This window comes from Streptococcus sp. Marseille-Q6379 (assembly GCF_965119505.1).
On the sequence record NZ_CBCPLV010000001.1, the window covers coordinates 227,046 to 243,682 of the forward strand.

Annotated in this window: 20 protein-coding genes; 16 read left to right on the plus strand and 4 right to left on the minus strand. The window is 40.0% G+C overall.

The window, feature by feature from the left end; all coding sequences use genetic code 11:
• The first annotated feature begins 19 nt into the window (after positions 1 to 19).
• From murC to greA, 4 genes are all read left to right on the plus strand, one after another.
• Entirely contained in the window at positions 20 to 1,348 is a 1,329-nt protein-coding gene (gene murC, locus ACWPVZ_RS01190) for a UDP-N-acetylmuramate--L-alanine ligase (RefSeq protein ID WP_454380566.1), read from the plus strand.
• Positions 1,349 to 1,407: 59 nt separating this feature from the next.
• Positions 1,408 to 1,902, plus strand: a complete 495-nt coding sequence (locus ACWPVZ_RS01195; protein ID WP_002886517.1) for a GNAT family N-acetyltransferase — start codon at positions 1,408 to 1,410, stop codon at positions 1,900 to 1,902.
• Between the two features lie 96 nt (positions 1,903 to 1,998).
• Entirely contained in the window at positions 1,999 to 3,975 is a 1,977-nt protein-coding gene (mltG, locus tag ACWPVZ_RS01200) for an endolytic transglycosylase MltG (RefSeq protein ID WP_414341066.1), read from the plus strand.
• A gap of 84 nt (positions 3,976 to 4,059) precedes the next feature.
• Positions 4,060 to 4,542, plus strand: coding sequence for a transcription elongation factor GreA (gene greA, locus ACWPVZ_RS01205; RefSeq protein WP_002883697.1), 483 nt, complete (start codon positions 4,060 to 4,062; stop codon positions 4,540 to 4,542).
• A 167-nt stretch (positions 4,543 to 4,709) separates the two neighbouring features.
• Here greA and yidC read toward each other — a convergent pair whose 3' ends face one another.
• Positions 4,710 to 5,627, minus strand: a complete 918-nt coding sequence (gene yidC / locus ACWPVZ_RS01210; RefSeq protein WP_414341067.1) for a membrane protein insertase YidC — start codon at positions 5,625 to 5,627, stop codon at positions 4,710 to 4,712.
• Positions 5,628 to 5,713: 86 nt separating this feature from the next.
• Entirely contained in the window at positions 5,714 to 5,992 is a 279-nt protein-coding gene (locus ACWPVZ_RS01215; protein WP_037597401.1) for an acylphosphatase, read from the minus strand.
• Between the two features lie 102 nt (positions 5,993 to 6,094).
• On the opposite strand from ACWPVZ_RS01215, the gene ACWPVZ_RS01220 reads away from it, so the two are divergent.
• The 3 genes from ACWPVZ_RS01220 (at position 6,095) to ACWPVZ_RS01230 (ending at position 8,150) form a co-directional block, all read left to right on the plus strand.
• On the plus strand, positions 6,095 to 6,832 hold the full coding sequence (locus ACWPVZ_RS01220) for a TrmH family RNA methyltransferase (RefSeq protein ID WP_070575859.1): 738 nt from the start codon (positions 6,095 to 6,097) through the stop codon (positions 6,830 to 6,832).
• Between the two features lie 101 nt (positions 6,833 to 6,933).
• The gene (locus tag ACWPVZ_RS01225; protein WP_002883682.1) at positions 6,934 to 7,437 is read left to right on the plus strand and encodes an HD domain-containing protein; all 504 of its coding nucleotides are present in this window, start codon (positions 6,934 to 6,936) and stop codon (positions 7,435 to 7,437) included.
• 23 nt (positions 7,438 to 7,460) lie between these two features.
• Positions 7,461 to 8,150 carry a Bax inhibitor-1/YccA family protein gene (locus ACWPVZ_RS01230; RefSeq protein ID WP_454380571.1) on the plus strand — a complete coding sequence of 230 codons (690 nt, stop codon included), beginning with the start codon at positions 7,461 to 7,463 and terminating at the stop codon, positions 8,148 to 8,150.
• A 36-nt stretch (positions 8,151 to 8,186) separates the two neighbouring features.
• On the opposite strand, the gene ACWPVZ_RS01235 is transcribed toward ACWPVZ_RS01230, so the two are convergent.
• Entirely contained in the window at positions 8,187 to 9,323 is a 1,137-nt protein-coding gene (locus ACWPVZ_RS01235; RefSeq protein ID WP_414341069.1) for a DUF5105 domain-containing protein, read from the minus strand.
• A 138-nt stretch (positions 9,324 to 9,461) separates the two neighbouring features.
• On the opposite strand from ACWPVZ_RS01235, the gene ACWPVZ_RS01240 reads away from it, so the two are divergent.
• Entirely contained in the window at positions 9,462 to 10,715 is a 1,254-nt protein-coding gene (locus tag ACWPVZ_RS01240; RefSeq protein WP_037597403.1) for a diaminopimelate decarboxylase, read from the plus strand.
• A 32-nt stretch (positions 10,716 to 10,747) separates the two neighbouring features.
• Here the strand turns inward: ACWPVZ_RS01240 and ACWPVZ_RS01245 are convergent, their stop codons facing one another.
• Positions 10,748 to 11,290, minus strand: a complete 543-nt coding sequence (locus ACWPVZ_RS01245) for a TetR/AcrR family transcriptional regulator (protein WP_201709538.1) — start codon at positions 11,288 to 11,290, stop codon at positions 10,748 to 10,750.
• Positions 11,291 to 11,535: 245 nt separating this feature from the next.
• Here ACWPVZ_RS01245 and ACWPVZ_RS01250 point away from each other — a divergent pair, with 245 nt between their 5' ends.
• The 8 genes from ACWPVZ_RS01250 (at position 11,536) to scpB (ending at position 16,617) form a co-directional block, all read left to right on the plus strand.
• Positions 11,536 to 11,787: a YneF family protein gene (locus tag ACWPVZ_RS01250; protein ID WP_002883695.1), complete on the plus strand. Its 252-nt coding sequence runs from the start codon at positions 11,536 to 11,538 to the stop codon at positions 11,785 to 11,787.
• A 63-nt stretch (positions 11,788 to 11,850) separates the two neighbouring features.
• Entirely contained in the window at positions 11,851 to 12,666 is an 816-nt protein-coding gene (racE, locus tag ACWPVZ_RS01255; protein ID WP_002889898.1) for a glutamate racemase, read from the plus strand.
• A complete protein-coding gene (locus tag ACWPVZ_RS01260) occupies positions 12,659 to 13,633 on the plus strand; it encodes a nucleoside-triphosphate diphosphatase (protein WP_414341070.1) in 975 nt (324 codons plus the stop codon). Before racE ends, ACWPVZ_RS01260 begins: the two co-directional genes overlap by 8 nt.
• On the plus strand, positions 13,615 to 14,136 hold the full coding sequence (locus ACWPVZ_RS01265) for a metallophosphoesterase (protein ID WP_064525548.1): 522 nt from the start codon (positions 13,615 to 13,617) through the stop codon (positions 14,134 to 14,136). Before ACWPVZ_RS01260 ends, ACWPVZ_RS01265 begins: the two co-directional genes overlap by 19 nt.
• Positions 14,133 to 14,615: a cyclic-di-AMP-binding protein CbpB gene (cbpB, locus tag ACWPVZ_RS01270; protein WP_247914971.1), complete on the plus strand. Its 483-nt coding sequence runs from the start codon at positions 14,133 to 14,135 to the stop codon at positions 14,613 to 14,615. Before ACWPVZ_RS01265 ends, cbpB begins: the two co-directional genes overlap by 4 nt.
• The gene (xerD, locus tag ACWPVZ_RS01275) at positions 14,569 to 15,330 is read left to right on the plus strand and encodes a site-specific tyrosine recombinase XerD (protein ID WP_195968982.1); all 762 of its coding nucleotides are present in this window, start codon (positions 14,569 to 14,571) and stop codon (positions 15,328 to 15,330) included. Before cbpB ends, xerD begins: the two co-directional genes overlap by 47 nt.
• Positions 15,330 to 16,043: a segregation/condensation protein A gene (locus ACWPVZ_RS01280; protein WP_064525555.1), complete on the plus strand. Its 714-nt coding sequence runs from the start codon at positions 15,330 to 15,332 to the stop codon at positions 16,041 to 16,043. Before xerD ends, ACWPVZ_RS01280 begins: the two co-directional genes overlap by 1 nt.
• Positions 16,036 to 16,617: an SMC-Scp complex subunit ScpB gene (scpB, locus tag ACWPVZ_RS01285; protein ID WP_060972187.1), complete on the plus strand. Its 582-nt coding sequence runs from the start codon at positions 16,036 to 16,038 to the stop codon at positions 16,615 to 16,617. The genes ACWPVZ_RS01280 and scpB overlap by 8 nt, the downstream gene beginning before the upstream one ends.
• Positions 16,618 to 16,637 lie beyond the last annotated feature (20 nt).

Genomic DNA, 16,637 nt, shown 5'->3' on the forward strand with positions numbered 1-16,637 from the left:
GCGATTGTAAGGAGAAACTATGTCAAAAACTTATCATTTTATTGGAATTAAAGGATCTGGTATGTCAGCTTTGGCTTTGATGCTCCACCAAATGGGACACAAGGTTCAAGGTTCAGATGTGGAAAAATATTACTTCACACAACGTGGTCTTGAGCAAGCAGGTATTCCTATCCTTCCTTTCGATGAAAAAAACATCACAGAAGATGTTGAATTGATTGCTGGAAATGCCTTTCGTGAAGACAACAACGTTGAAGTTGCTTATGCGATTAAAAATGGCTACAGCTTTAAGCGTTATCACGAGTTCTTGGGTCACTTCATGGATCAATTCACTAGCTTTGGTGTGGCAGGTGCACATGGTAAGACTTCTACAACAGGTCTCTTGTCACATGTTATGAAAAATATCACAGACACGTCATACCTTATCGGTGACGGAACTGGACGAGGTTCTGCTAATGCACGATACTTTGTCTTTGAGTCTGATGAATATGAACGTCATTTCATGCCATACCACCCAGCATACTCAATCATCACTAACATTGACTTTGACCATCCTGATTACTTTACAAGTATCGATGATGTGTTCTCTGCCTTTGATGATTATGCTAAGCAAGTGCAAAAAGGACTCTTTGTTTACGGTGAGGATCCACACCTTCGTAAGATTACAGCCAATGCGCCAATCTATTACTACGGTTTCGAAGAAAATGATGACTTTATGGCAACAGATATTGTTCGTACAACGACAGGGTCTAATTTCAAGGTAAGACACGATGGACAAATTCTTGGAGAATTCCATGTGCCAGCCTATGGTCGTCACAATATCTTGAATGCAACTGCGGTTATTGGGACCCTCTATGTAGCTGGTTTCGACATGGATTTGGTTGCAGAACACCTTAAAACTTTCTCAGGTGTTAAACGTCGTTTCACAGAAAAAATTATCAGTGGTACTGTTGTCATCGATGACTTTGCTCACCATCCAACTGAAATTATTGCAACGCTTGATGCAGTACGCCAAAAGTACCCATCTAAAGAGATTGTTGCTATTTTCCAACCACATACCTTCACACGTACTATTGCTCTTCTTGATGAATTTGCTGAAGCTTTGAACGAAGCAGATGCTGTTTATTTGGCGCAAATTTATGGTTCAGCGCGTGAAGTTGACCATGGTGATGTTAAGGTTGAAGATCTTGCTGCTAAGATCAATAAACCGGCCAAAGTGGTTACAGTTGAAAATGTCTCACCTCTCCTTGACCATGACAATGCTGTTTATGTCTTTATGGGAGCTGGGGACATCCAACTTTACGAACGCTCGTTTGAAGAGCTCCTAGCAAGCTTGCAAACACACATGTAATATATTAAGGGCTGTAGCGATTTCGCTCAGCTCTTTCTCTTAATAGAAAGGAATTTAATATGCTTATTCGACATGCCCGAGAGGATGATTGGGCTGATGTTGTCCGTATCGAACAAGATAATTTTTCACCTGAAGAGGCTGCAACTCCAGAGGCTATTGCGGAGCGTTTAAAGACGATTTGTGATACCTTTCTAATTGCTGAAATTGATGGCGTTGTAGCTGGCTACATTGAAGGGCCTGTGATTGCGGAACGTTATCTTACAGATGACTTGTTCCATAAGGTGGTTCCTAATGCTAGTCAAGGGGGCTTTATTGCAGTTACTAGTTTGTCTATCTCCAAAGATTTTAAAGGGCAAGGGATTGGGACAGCCTTGATTGCAGCGCTTAAGGATCTGGCTATCGCCCAAAAACGCCAAGGTATTAGTTTGACTTGCCATGATTACCTGATTGCCTATTATGAGATGAATGGTTTCACTGATGAAGGAGAATCAGAATCAAATCATGGCGGTAGCACTTGGTATAATATGGTTTGGGAGAATCCAGAAACCCATTGAATTCAGTGTTACGTTACTGTGACAAAGGACCAATTGATTTGCATTAACTGACTTTTTAAGATATAATGGCGTTTGTTACTATAGAGGAGGTATGCCTTGACGGACAAGTTTAATGAACACTCGGAATCTGCTGAAGATAGCCTAAGCTTTAAAGATCAGATTCTTCGAGATTTACAAGAAGCAACACGGCTCCGTTCTCTTCGCGAGGAGGAGCATAATAAAAGTGCAACTATGCCCGAGACACCACGTTCAACGTCAGCTGAGAGCGCTACAACACATAGTACCTCAGCGTCCAATAAAGTAAGTAACCAAGATTTTAGTTCACATTCTGTTTCTCACAGTGCTTTCGCTAAATCTATGACTTCTGAGACGGCTCAAGATTCTCAACAAGATAGTGTTGGCTTGTTTTCTGTTTCTCAAGCTGAGTCTTTAGTGTCTGATGCTCATTCAAATGTAGCGTCTATTTCTAAAGAGCCTATTGAGGAGGAGAAAAAGGTAAATATTCCTCAGGAGACTGAAACGTCGAAACGCCGTTTTAAACGTCCAGTTTGGGAAACTAGCCTTAACGAAGCATCTGAAGAGGAGTATATTCCTGCAGATGTTGCCAAGGAGCTCATTGAAGCTAAGTCTAACGAAGCTATTTATACAGACCCTAAAGAATTGGAGGCCAAATTGACCTCAGAACGTCAAAAAGAAGCATTCTTGCAGGAACATCATGCAACAAGTGACCAAGCGTCGCAAGAAAAGGTTCAATCAGAGATAGTGGCTGATGGTAATGAGGATGATGAGAGTATTTCTCTAGAAGCCTCTGGAAAACCTAAGAAAAAGAAAGGTAAGAAAGTGAAGAAGAAAAAGTCTTCGCCAAAAGATGTTAAACAGGCTGACATTGTCGACGAAGAGCCGATTTCACGTTCTAACCGAAATCACAAACGCAATAAAAATAACCGTCGTGCTGGTAAAATTGCAAGAAATATTATTATCTTCTTGCTACTTATCTTGTCAGTAGCTGCATTCTTTGGTTATCGTTATGTTAGTGATGCTGTTGGCGCAAAAGATGTTAATTCAACTAAGTTTGTTAGTGTTGAAATTCCTGAAAATTCAGGTAGCAGTTATATTGGTCAACTATTGGAATCAGCTGGTGTCATTAAGTCTGGTAAGGTCTTTAATTACTATACCAAGTTTAAGAACATCTCAAATCTGAAAAGTGGTTATTACAACCTTCAGGCTAGCATGACCATGGATGAAATTATTGAGGCACTTCAGAAAAAAGGAAGTGATAAGCCTCAGGAGCCATCTCTTGGTACGGTCTTGGTCAAAGAAGGATACACCATTGATCAAATTGCTAAGGCAGTTGAAGTTAATTCCTCAGCGAAAAAAGGCAAAAAAACATCAACTGGACTTAAGGCAAAAGATTTCTTGAAGCTGATGAAGGATGATGCTTTCATTACTAAGATGAAAGCGAAGTACCCAACCTTGTTGGCAAACCTTCCGAATTCTACGGATGCTAAGTATGTCCTAGAGGGCTATCTGTTCCCAGCGACTTATAACATTCATGATGATACGACGGTGGAATCTTTGGCAGAGGAAATGTTGTCTACGATGGATACCTACCTATCACCTTACTATGCGACGATTTCATCGAGCGGACACAATGTTAATGAGATTTTGACCCTAGCTTCTCTTGTGGAAAAAGAAGGAGCTACAGATGACGACCGTAAAAATATTGCGAGCGTCTTCTATAATCGTCTTAACTCAGACATGGCTCTACAAAGTAATATTGCAGTTCTTTATGCTCTTGGAAAACTTGGTCAGGAAACGACCTTGAAAGAAGATGCAACTATTGACACAAACATTGACTCCCCTTATAATGATTATGTTCATAAGGGGTTGATGCCAGGTCCTGTGGACAGCCCTAGTCTGTCTGCGATTGAAGCGGTTATCAATCCATCATCAACCAAGTACATGTACTTTGTGGCAGATGTAACTACTGGTAATGTCTATTTTGCTGAAAGCTATGAAGAGCATCAGCATAACGTTGAAACTTACATTAATAGCAAACTAAAAGATAAATAGTCTGATTGGCTCATTAAAATCAAGCAAACAAAGAGTGATTTTGAAAATAAAGCCAAGGGCTCAAAAAATAGGAAAGAGAAAAAAATGGCAGAAAAAACATATGTAATGACACAAGCGGAGAAAGAACAACTTGAAGCGGAATTGGAGGAATACAAACTCGTCCGTCGTCCAGAAGTTGTAGAACGTATTAAGATTGCTCGTTCTTATGGTGACCTTTCAGAAAACTCTGAGTATGAAGCAGCCAAAGACGAACAAGCCTTTGTTGAAGGACAAATTCAGATTCTTGAAACAAAAATTCGTTATGCAGAAATCGTTGATAGTGATGCTGTTGCTAATGACGAGGTTGCAATTGGTAAAACTGTTGTTGTTCAAGAAGTTGGTACAAACGACAAAGATACTTATCATATCGTTGGTGCAGCCGGTGCTGATATCTTCTCAGGTAAGATTTCAAATGAAAGTCCGATTGCTCAAGCCTTGATTGGTAAGAAAGTTGGCGACAAAGTCGCTATCGAATCACCAGCAGGTAGCTACTCTGTGGAAATCCTTAGTGTAGAAAAAACAGCCTAGGTGACTGTTGGAATTAAGGTGTTCAATATTTGAAACTAGTGGGAGTGAGACAAAACAGTCGTTCTGTCGCACTCCTTTTTTGGTTGTTGGCGCTATTAGGAATTAGGTTAGTCTGAATTAGTCTATAAGAAAAGCACTTTTGGAAAATTCCAAGAGTGCTTTGTAGCTTATTTACGATTTTGCTTACCGGCGTTACGGTTTTTCTTTGGTTTGCTCGCAATTGCTTGAGTATTTTTTGGTGTCACATCTTTACGCTTGCTTGGTGTTGTACGAGGTGCTTTTGGAGGGTTCTTTTTGAACTCTTCAGCAACTTTTTCTTTCAAGCGAGGTTTGATGATGTAGTTGGTAATCAACTGTTGGATAATAGAGAAGATACCACCAACGAACCAGTAGAGGATTACGGCTGCAGGTGAGCTAATACCAAAGAAAATCATCATGATTGGCATACTGTACATCGTTGCTGCCATTTGTTTACGTTGTTCTTCAGGAACTTGTTGAACAGACAACCAAGATTGGAAGTAGTAAAGCGCTGCGATGATGATAATCAATGGGAAGTCACGGTGACCAAGGTTAAACCAGAGGAAGTTATCTTTGAGTACACCAGGAGTGTAACGTGCTGCATAGTAGAGTGCTGAGAAGAATGGGAACTGAATCAGGAGAGGAAGACAGCCAACACCGCCCATCAAGCTTAGGCCGTTTTCACGCTGAGCTTGCATGAGTTCAGACTGGGCAGCCATCTTTTCTTCTTGAGTTTCAGCGTTGCGCAAACGTTCGTTAATTGGTTCTAAGATAGGCGCAAGGTATTCACGTTTTGCTGCTTGGTAGGCTGCGCTACGAGATTGGTGAAGACCAAGTGGCAAGATAATCAAACGAACAATGATGGTTACGAAGATAATGCCAAGACCAAATCCCAGATTTAAATTATGTGCGAAGTAGGTGATGACGTGGCTCATAGGGCGACCAAGTAGGTTCCAAACCCAACCAGTAGGATTACCAGACTTATCAAGGCTCACACATCCTGATAGGAAGAGAAGCATGCTGGCAGCAAGCCCCATCAGGGCTAGACGTTTTTGATTTTTATTCACAGTATCATTCCTTTTGTTTTTTAGTTATACTTGTCTATTTTACCTTTTTTTAAGGAAGAGAACAAGTTAAAAACGGAACTCCGACCTTAATTAGCCATGCGAAAATCGCTGTAATTAGGGAAGTTAGCCATGGTCACATCGACATAGGTTACTTTAGACCATTTTGAAGGTCCCTTTCGAACTTCTTGAATAAATTTAGCTAACTTAGAAGGGTTATCTGACTGAGCTAGAATTTCAACAGTACCGTCGTCATTATTCCAAACCCGACCGCATATATCTCCAATATCTAGTGCTAGAGCATAGGTTGAATAACGAAAACCAACACCTTGGACTCTTCCTGAGACTAATAATCGTACTTTTTGCATGGTCCATGACCTCCTTTTGAAAGCTCTTTCTTTTAGTATAATCTTTGCTATAAAGTCGGTCAAGTCCAAGATTTATCAGGGGATTTCTGCTATAATGAGTGTATGGAAATCATTCAATCAAAGCAAAATGCTAGCATTAAGTCTGCTAGAAAATTATTGCAGCGTAAGCACCGTAAAACTAGCTATCTTTTAGAAGGATGGCATCTTTTTGAGGAAGCAAAGGCAAGCGGTGCCGAGATTCTTCAAGTTTTCGTACTTGAGGAAATGGCTGATCGTGTGGCTAATATGTCTAAGGTTAAGTTGGTTAGTCCAGAGGTGCTTAAGGAACTCTGTGAAACTCAGACACCTCAAGGGATTGTGGTAGAAGTTGCTAAACAATCTCAAGTCTTGCCAAAGTCTCTCTCAGGGAAGTATCTTCTCTTGGAGGATGTTCAGGACCCTGGTAATGTAGGAACAATGATTCGAACAGCAGATGCCGCAGGTTATGACGGAGTCTTTTTGTCGGATAAATCAGCTGATATTTATAATCAGAAGACCTTGCGTTCTATGCAGGGGAGTCATTTTCACCTTCCAATCTATCGTGGACCAATTCTTGACATGGTTGAGGCTTGCAGAAAACAAGGTATCCCCGTCTTGGCAACGACTCTTTCCGATGTTTCCGTTGACTATAAAGCAGTTAAGACAGATGGTAATTTTGCCCTAGTAATGGGAAATGAGGGGCAGGGAATTAGTCAGGATATGGCTGAGTCTGCTGATCAACTCGTACATATTAGCATGCCAGGTCAGGCGGAGAGTCTGAATGTTGCTGTTGCAGCAGGAATTCTCATGTTTAGTCTCTAGGTCTCAAGGATGATTTTAGGAGAAAACAACTGACTTTTAAAGTAATTTTAAGTACTAGTGGTATAATGAAGAAGCATTAGAAACATTAATGAGGTATTATTATGAAACGACCAGAAGATGATAAAGAATTCATGGAAGTTGTGGGACATTTGATTTCTCATCCACGTTTTCAAAAATTGGATGGGATTGTACAGCACCATCATTCGACACGTTTAGAACACTCGGTTAATGTTAGTTACACTAGCTATAAGATTGCTAAAAAATTTGGCTGGGATGCCAAGAGTACAGCTCGAGGTGGTCTCTTACATGACTTTTTCTATTATGATTGGCGAGTGACTAAATTTAACAAGAGTCATGCTTGGGTACACCCACGTATTGCTGTTCGTAATGCCAGAAAGCTTGTTAATCTGAACAAAAAAGAAGAGGATATTATCCTCAAGCATATGTGGGGAGCAACGATTGCACCACCGAAATATAAGGAATCTTATATTGTTACTATGGTGGATAAGTATTGGGCGGTTAAAGAAGCAGCGACACCCTTACGAAACCGAATAAAAAATCGTAAGTTTTTCCGTCGCAAGACTCTACAAAGCCACCACCAATAATTCATTATTTTTAGGAGATAACTATGGAATCAAATGCAATTTATACGACTAGTGATGCGGGCTTGAACCGCTTTTTCGGAAAGATTTATGGTCTTGTCGGTATGGGAGTGGGACTTTCAGCAGTCATCTCTTATCTGATGCTCTTCCCTCTTTCGCATCTTTTTGTCAAAATTCTCATGAATTATTCTTGGGTTTACATGGCGGCACTCTTTTTAGAGTTTGGTTTGGTCTTTTTGGCTAGCGGTGCTGCAAGAAGGAATACACCTGCGGCTCTACCTTTATTTTTGGTTTATTCTGCTCTGAATGGATTTACACTTAGCTTTATCATCGTACAATATACGCAAGCCATTGTTTTCCAAGCTTTCCTTAGCACTGCCATTGTTTTCTTTATCATGGCACTTATCGGAGTGACCATTAAGCGAGATCTATCAGGCATGGCCAAGTTCCTTATGGCAGCCTTGATTGGGATTATTGTGGCTAGCTTGATTAATATTTTCTTTGCAAGTAGCATGATGAGTTTTGTGATTAGTATTGTATCAATTCTTATTTTCTCAGGTTTAATTGCCTACGATAACCAGATGATTAAGAAGGTTTATTATGGTACCAATGGTCAGGTTACAGATGGATGGGCAGTTTCTATGGCACTTAGTCTTTACTTGGATTTCATTAACTTATTCTTGAATATCTTGCGACTCTTTGCTAGACGTAATTAGTAAAAAAATCAGCCAGATGGCTGATTTTTTTAATGTCTAATAGTTTTTTGTGAGTGTTCCTTGCTGACCTGTGTAAGCGTAGAAGAGTGGATAGTAATCCCATTTTCCGACATAGCTATCTTTATCTGGGAAAGCCCACTTGTCGTCTTTTTTGGTAAGCTCGACTGAGTAATTATCAAAGATATTTGTCCCTTCAGTCTTTGGTGCTGATGGGTTTACTTCTTTGATTGAATTCGGTAGGTAAGTTTCCATGTAGAATTGTCTTGTCAGTTGGTCGACATTTCCAGCGTTAGCACCATTGCTTTGTAGGTAGTTTTTAAGTTCGTCTGTGAGATTTGGGTGATTAGCACCATAGGCATCGTCTGCAGCTTTCATACTGATAGTTGACATGCTGACATTGAATTCTGCCTTATCTTGAGCGACGATAATGTTGTCAACAGTGTAGCTGCCGCGTTCACGGTTAGCTGTTTGAACCCAACCAAAAACTTTTGGAACTTCATCACCGGTTGGTTTGATGTTATCAGTTGCATCATAGCTGTATTGAAGGCTATCTGAGAAATATTGGTTAAGTTCGCCCTTAGCTTTGTCCAAGTCGTTAGAAACAAATTTGCTGTAGTCTTTGCTTTCGCCACCTAGAAGAACTGCGTTGAAATAGGCATCAACAGCCTTTTTAACATTGGTAGTTGTTTTACCATCGAAATCTTTTAGGTTAGTAGAAACAGTTTGTCCTTCTGTCTTCTCATCCTTTGATTCAAAATAGAGTTTATAGCTTTCGTCGTTGTTAACTTCGAAAAAGAGTGAGACAGTTTTGTAGTCGTCAGCTTCAAGCTTTCCAAAGTCATCTGTAGCATCCTCTACGTTCTTATTTTTGTTGAAGAGAGTAGGGAGGTCACCCTTGTCGATCTTGCTTGCTGTGACTTTTTTACCATCTTTATCTTTGAGGTAGAATTGTTTAGCAGATGTTTTGAGCTCATTTTCCATATCTTCCGAAGTATTCTCGAGTTTGAATGAGACTTCGACTAGGGTTTGGTCATCCTTGAGCTTGAGGTCGCTTCCTGACATATAGACAATATCGTTAACAGAAAGCTTAGCATCAAGTTTTGGCTTGGCACATGCTGAGAGCGTTAAGATGGCTGCTAGAGCAAGAGCCCCAGAGTAAAGATATTTTTTCATAAATAATCCCCCGTTATTTTATTTAGGTTATAGGTCTATTGTATCATGAAATATGCCTTGAGATTATTAGAAAATTGGGTTTCAAGCCTTTTCTTATGCTATAATAGGATTACTATTGTAAAAAAAATGGAGAATAAAATGACAAAAACACCTTTTATTGCAGCTGATAAACTTGAACAAATCACTGCAGAATTTCCCACACCTTTCCATCTTTACGATGAAAAAGGTATTCGTGAAACAGCACGTGCAGTTAATGCAGCCTTTTCGTGGAATCCGGGTTTTAAAGAATTCTTTGCTGTAAAGGCCACACCTAATCCAGCAATCCTCAAAATTTTGAAAGAAGAAGGGTGTGGTGTCGATTGTGCGACCGATACAGAGCTTGTCATGAGTAAGAAAATTGGTTTTGATAGTAGCGCGATTAGCTTTACATCTAATGATACACGTGCAGAAGAGTTTGTTTACGCGCGTGATATTAATGCGACAATTAACCTTGATGCTTACGAAGATATCTTTTTCTTGGAAGAGGCTGCAGGGCTTCCTGAAACCCTTTCTTTGCGCTTTAACCCAGGAGGTGTCTTCTCTCTTGGTACTGATATCATGGATCATCCTGAAGAATCAAAATTTGGGATGACTAAGGAACAACTCTTCAAAGGTTATGCCTACCTTAAAGAAAAAGGAGTGAAATCATTCGGTTTGCATGCTTTCCTAGCGTCAAATACAGTAACGAATGAGTACTATCCAACCTTGGCTGCTCAACTCTTTGAATTGGCGGTAGAAATCAAGAATGAACTTGGAGTTAGTCTTGACTTTATCAATTTATCAGGTGGTGTTGGGGTAGACTACACACCGGCTAATAAGCAAAATGACATTGCTGTTATCGGTGAAGGGGTTCATGCTAAATTTGATGAGATCCTTGTTCCGAATGATCTTGGACATATCAGTATTTACACTGAACTTGGACGTTTCATGACAGCACCTCATGGCCTTGTTGTTACTAAGGTTCTTCATATTAAGGACACTTATCGTCGTTATGTTGGTGTAGATGCTTCTGCGGTTAACTTGCTTCGTCCAGCTATGTACGATGCCTACCACCACATCACGAATATGACTAATCCAGATGGTGACATTCAAGTAGTTGATGTGACAGGTTCTCTTTGTGAAAATAATGATAAGTTTGCTAAGAACCGTGAATTGCCAGAAGCTCGTATTGGAGATACCTTGGTTATCCACGACACAGGTGCACATGGTTTCTCAATGGGTTACAACTATAATGGACGTCTTCGTTCTGCAGAAATTCTCTACCAAGAAGATGGAACGGCTCGTATGATCCGCCGTGCAGAGACGATGAATGATTACTTTGCTACTCTTGATGGTTTTGATTTTGACATTTAACAAAAAATAAGCTAGGCCTTAAAGGACCTAGCTTATTTTACTTTAATGATTACAGCTTCAAGAATGATATCGGCTAACTCCTCAGGGGATTCGACACAGCCTTCTTTGAGCCAGAGTGTTAAAATGGTAACAATAGTGCTAACATAAATTTCCAATGAATATTTGGCAGGAATATGATAGCTTTGTTCCATGAGCTCTGTAACATTTTCGATATCAGAGTTAAGGATGGTTTCGATAATGAATTCACGAATCATCTCATTGATGTTTGGAATGTGTGTCATTAAGGTGAGACAGAGTTTTTGATTTTCCTTAAGATATCCTAGCATTTCAGTAACAACACCCTCTTGGTAGGTCATGTCTTCCTGAAGAATACTTGAAACTTTATCTAAAATCTTTGAGAAGGTTGTTTCAACCAAATCTTCTTTATTTGAATAGTAGTAGTAGAAAGTTGGTCTGCTGAGATTTGCCTTCTTGATGATGTCTGTGATGCTGATTTGTTCGAGTGAACTCTCTTCTAAGAGTTCAATAAATGCGTTGACAATTTTTCGTTCGGAAATAGTTGCTTCCTTGAGCATAAATAAACCCCTTTATATAAACATAATAATAATTCCACAACTTATATAATAACCTATTTTTTTTCTAGAAATCTTACAAGTCCTTTACAGTTGTAAGTGAAAAATACTGAAACTCTCATTTTATCGATATTTTAAACGAAAAAACTTTTTTTCTATACGTTTTTAAGAACCAACGTCTTATTTGTCAGTAGGGTCCATTTTTGCTATAATATAAGGTAAATCAACGTTATAGGAGAATTAAATTTATGAACACCGTCCTTTGGATTATTCTTGTTTTTGTAGCCCTTTTAGGTGGTTTTTATGGAGGCGCATACTTTGCCCGCAAACAAATGGAGAAAGAATTGGCTGAAAATCCTCGTTTGAATGTGGACGCTGTTCGTACCATGATGTCGGCTGCGGGTCAAAAGCCAAATGAAGCAAAAGTGCGTCAAACATATAACCAAATTATCAAACAACAAAAACAAGCACTTGCAGATAGCAAGAAAAAGAAAAAATAATGGTGGGGAGCTGGGACGTGAATCTCAGCTTTTTACATGTAACCTAGGGGATAAGGAGGCAAGATGGATAATCGACCTATAGGATTTTTAGATTCTGGTGTCGGAGGACTGACGGTGGTACGTGAACTTAAACGTCAGTTGCCTCACGAGTCTATTGTTTATATTGGTGACTCTGCTAGGGCACCGTATGGTCCTAGACCAGCAGAACAAATCAGAGAGTATACCTGGCAGTTGGTTAAATTCCTTCTGACCAAAGATGTAAAAATGATCGTTATTGCTTGTAATACGGCAACAGCAGTAGTTTGGGAGGAAATCAAAGGAGCCTTGGATATCCCAGTGCTAGGTGTGGTTTTGCCTGGTTCTAGTGCTGCCATTAAGTCTAGTCAATCGGGTCATATTGGCGTCATTGGAACTCCTATGACGATTTCCTCTAACATCTATGAACAAAAAATTAAGCATCTGGCACCACAAATGAATGTCTTGAGTTTATCTTGTCCTCGCTTTGCCCCTATTGTTGAATCCAATGAAATTAACTCAAGTGTGGCTAAAAAGATTGTTTATGAGAGCATGGCACCTTTAGTCGGTAAGGTAGATACCTTGGTTTTGGGCTGCACCCATTACCCACTTTTACGCCCTATTATCCAAAATGTTATGGGGCCAAGTGTCAAGCTAATTGATAGCGGAGCTGAAACAGTTCGTGATGTTTCCGTTTTGCTCAATTATTTTGAAATTAATCGTAGCCGTGAAGTCGAAGACAAGACGGAAGAATATTACACCACAGCTAGTGTGCTTGGTTTTAAAGAAATCGCAGAACAATGGCTGGGTGAAGAAGTTGCTGTCCAACATGTCGATTTGGACAAGGAGTTAGAAAATGACTAAATCAATTTTAGAATATAAAGACGAACAAGACTGGTATTTGGCTAGTTTTGGAAGCTACAATCACTTGACTTGTTTTGGTGGTGATGATGCCTATGAACAATTTGTTGACCTTTTCCAAGCCTTGACTAACGTTTTGGCTGTTAGTGGTTTCCAGTTACATATTGCTAAACATTCTTCAGACCTTCGCTTGGTATCCTTTATTTTGGATTGCTTGAAAGAGCAAACTGGTCGTGACTTAGCTGTTACGCAACATCAAGGGGCCTTGGTAGTTAGTGAAGGAGATAAGCTTGTCTATGTTCATGTGCCTAGAGAAGGTGTCACCTTGAGTGATTTCTTTGCTTCTGATAACAAATCAGATTTTGGTGATGTCCTATTGATTGCGACACGCAATGAAGGAAAAACCAAGGAATTTCGTAAACTATTTGGAAAACTAGGCATTAAGGTAGAGAATCTTAATGATTATCCAGACCTTCCTGAAGTTGCTGAAACAGGTATGACCTTTGAGGAAAATGCACGCTTGAAGGCGGAAACCATTTCTGACTTAACTGGTAAAATGGTCCTCTCAGATGACTCTGGTTTGCAGGTAGATGTTCTTGGAGGTTTACCAGGCGTTTGGTCTGCACGCTTTGCAGGCCCTGATGCCACAGATGCTGAAAATAATGCTAAATTATTGCACGAGCTCGCTATGGTGCTTGATGATAGCAAACGTACGGCGAACTTCCATACAACCCTAGTTGTTGCAGCACCTGGACGTGATAGTTTAGTTGTTGATGCCGACTGGAAGGGTTATATTGGCCGAGAACCTAAAGGTGACAATGGTTTTGGTTATGATCCTCTCTTTTTAGTTGGTAATACGGGTAAAACAGCAGCAGAGCTTTCTGCAGAAGAGAAAAATGAACAATCTCACCGTGGACAAGCTGTTAAGAAACTTATGGAGGTCTTCCCAGCATGGCAGAACAAACAATAATCGTAATGAGCGACTCCCATGGGGATCGTGATATTGTAGCAGATATAAAAAATCGTTATCAAGGAAAGGTGGATGCCATTTTCCACAACGGAGATTCGGAGTTAGAATCAAGTGATCCTGTTTGGAAAGGTATCTATGTAGTTCGAGGAAACTGTGATTATGATTCAGGTTATCCAGAACGTTTGGTCGTTAAACTTGGAGATGTGATTATTGCACAAACACATGGTCATCTCTATGGCATTAATTTTACCTGGGACAAGTTAGATCTTTGGGCGCAACAAGAGGATGCTGATATTTGTCTTTATGGCCACTTGCATGCGGCAACAGCTTGGCGAAATGGTAAGACAGTGTTTATCAATCCAGGTTCTGTTTTACAGCCACGTGGACCTATCCATGAGAAACTTTATGCAAAGGTGATTATAAACGATGCAAAAATTCGTGTGGAATATTACACACGTGACCATGAACTTTATTCAGAACTTACACAGGAATTTGAACGATGATTGCTAAAGAATTTGAAGATTTTTTGTTGGCTCGTTTAGATAATTATTTAATTCCATCAGATCAGGTTGCTATTTTTATTGATAGTCATAACGCTAATCATGTGGTTTTGCTTTTGACGAGTAACGGTTATTCGCGCGTTCCCGTTTTGACTAAGGATAAGCATTATCTTGGGACCATATCTTTGACAGATATTAAGCGTTATCAAGATGAACATAACTTGCAAGAGTGGGAGATGGTTAACCGTGATGTCGGGCCGATGACATCAGATGTCGTGGAAACAGTGGAAGATAATGCTAATCTAAACGAGGTAATGCATAAGCTAGTTGATAATCCTTTCCTTCCTGTGGTTGATAGCCAAGGTATTTTCAAAGGAATTATCACACGAAAATCGATTCTAAAGGCGGTTAATAGCCTCTTACATGACTTTACACATGACTATATCATCATTCCAAAAACAACTGACAACTCAGATCACTGATTTTCTGGCTACTAAGGTCATTTCAGAGAGCTCAAAGCAAGCTTATGCTTATGATCTTAAGCAGTTTACAACTTTGATTTCAGGACAAATTGATCAAACCACTTTAAAGCTCTATGAAAACCAACTCAAGGAATGGAAGCCATCCGTACAAAAACGTAAGCGCTCTGCGGTCAATCAATTTTTGCTATATCTCTATCAAAAGGGTGAATTAGCAAAATTTTTCAAACTATCAGAGATGGTAACGCTACCTTCTCAGGAGGATAAGTTGCAGATACTGGATCTTTCGTCGCTTTACGAGGGACGTGAAGGGGCTGGGAAACTGGCCTGTCTGCTGATTCTAGAGTTGGGGCTCTTGCCGTCAGAGATTTTGGAGTTGGACTGGTCCGATATCGACTTGGATTTTGGTGTTGTAACTGTGGCCAAGGGAACGACTAAGCGTGTTCTTAGACTTGAAGCAGATTTGAAACAGTATTTGTTGGCTATTAAAGATGTGAACAGTCAGGGATTGCTTTTGGGTAAGGTCTATACTCGACAATGGCTGTATAAGCAAATCCAGACTTATGTTAGTGACTGTGGCTTATCGAATGTGACTGCTCAAGTCTTGCGTCAGCAATTTATTCTTATACAAATTGAAAAGGGAACGGGCGCCTTTGAACTTGCTCGTTTACTGGGACTAAAAAGTCCAGTGACCTTGGAGAAATACTATAAAATCTAATGGATATTAAGTTAAAAGATTTTGAGGGGCCACTGGATTTGTTGCTCCATCTGGTTTCTAAGTATGAGGTAGATATTTACGATGTCCCCATTGTTGAGGTTATTGAGCAATACTTGGCTTATTTGGCAACCTTGCAAGCCATGAAGCTTGAAGTTGCTGGGGAATATATGCTTATGGCTAGTCAGCTCATGCTGATTAAGAGTCGTAAGCTTCTGCCGACAGTGGTGGAAGCTGAGCCAGAAGCAGATGATCCAGAACTAGAGCTCTTGAGTCAGTTGGAAGAATATGCACGCTTCAAAGCAGCTAGTCAAGAGTTGGCTAAGCAGCATGAAGTGCGAGCTCAGTATTTTTCAAAACCAAAAGTTGAATTAGTTTATGAAGATGTGACGCTGAATCAGGATAAGACCATTCAAGACATTTTCTTGGCTTTTTCAAAAATCATGACTGAAAAGCAAGAAGAAATTCGGCGAAATCACACGACCATTGCGCGTGACGATTATAAAATTGAAGACATGATGCTGATTATTGAGGAAGCATTTGGCTCAAAAAATGAGCTATATCTGGATGAACTTTTCACAGATGCTAAAGATATGAATCAAGTAATCACCCTCTTTTTGGCAACTCTTGAATTGATTAAGGTACATCGCATATCAGTACAACAGGAAACAATTTTTGGCACAATCACACTAAGAAAGGAATGGACGAATGAGTAGTCACTTAGCACGATTAGAAGCTTTACTTTTTGTGGCTGGTGAAGATGGTCTTAGTCTACGTACTATGGCACAGCTTTTGGAAATGCCAGTGACGGGTTTGACTCAGTCTTTGGAGAAATTGCAAGCTAAGTACGAGGCAGATGAGGATTCAGCTCTGTGTTTATTGGAATCATCAAATACCTATAAGTTAGTGACTAAACCAGATTTTGCAAGTCTCCTTCGTGACTATTCTAAAACGCCTATTAACCAGAGTTTATCACGAGCGAGTCTTGAGGTCCTCTCTATAGTTGCGTATAAACAGCCCATTACTCGCGCTGAAGTCGATGACATTAGAGGTGTTAATTCTAGTGGTGCTATTGCTAAACTTCAGGCCTTTGATCTTATTCAAGAGGCTGGTAAAAAGGATGCTGTCGGTCGTCCTAACCTATATGCGACTACTGATTATTTCCTAGACTATATGGGCATTAACAGTTTAGACGAGCTTGTGGCGATTGATCAACTAGAACTTGAAGAGCAAGAAACGAGTCTCTTTAGGGAAGATACTTCAGAGGAGCTTGAGGACTTGGACAATTAAGAGTAAACCTTGTTGAAACT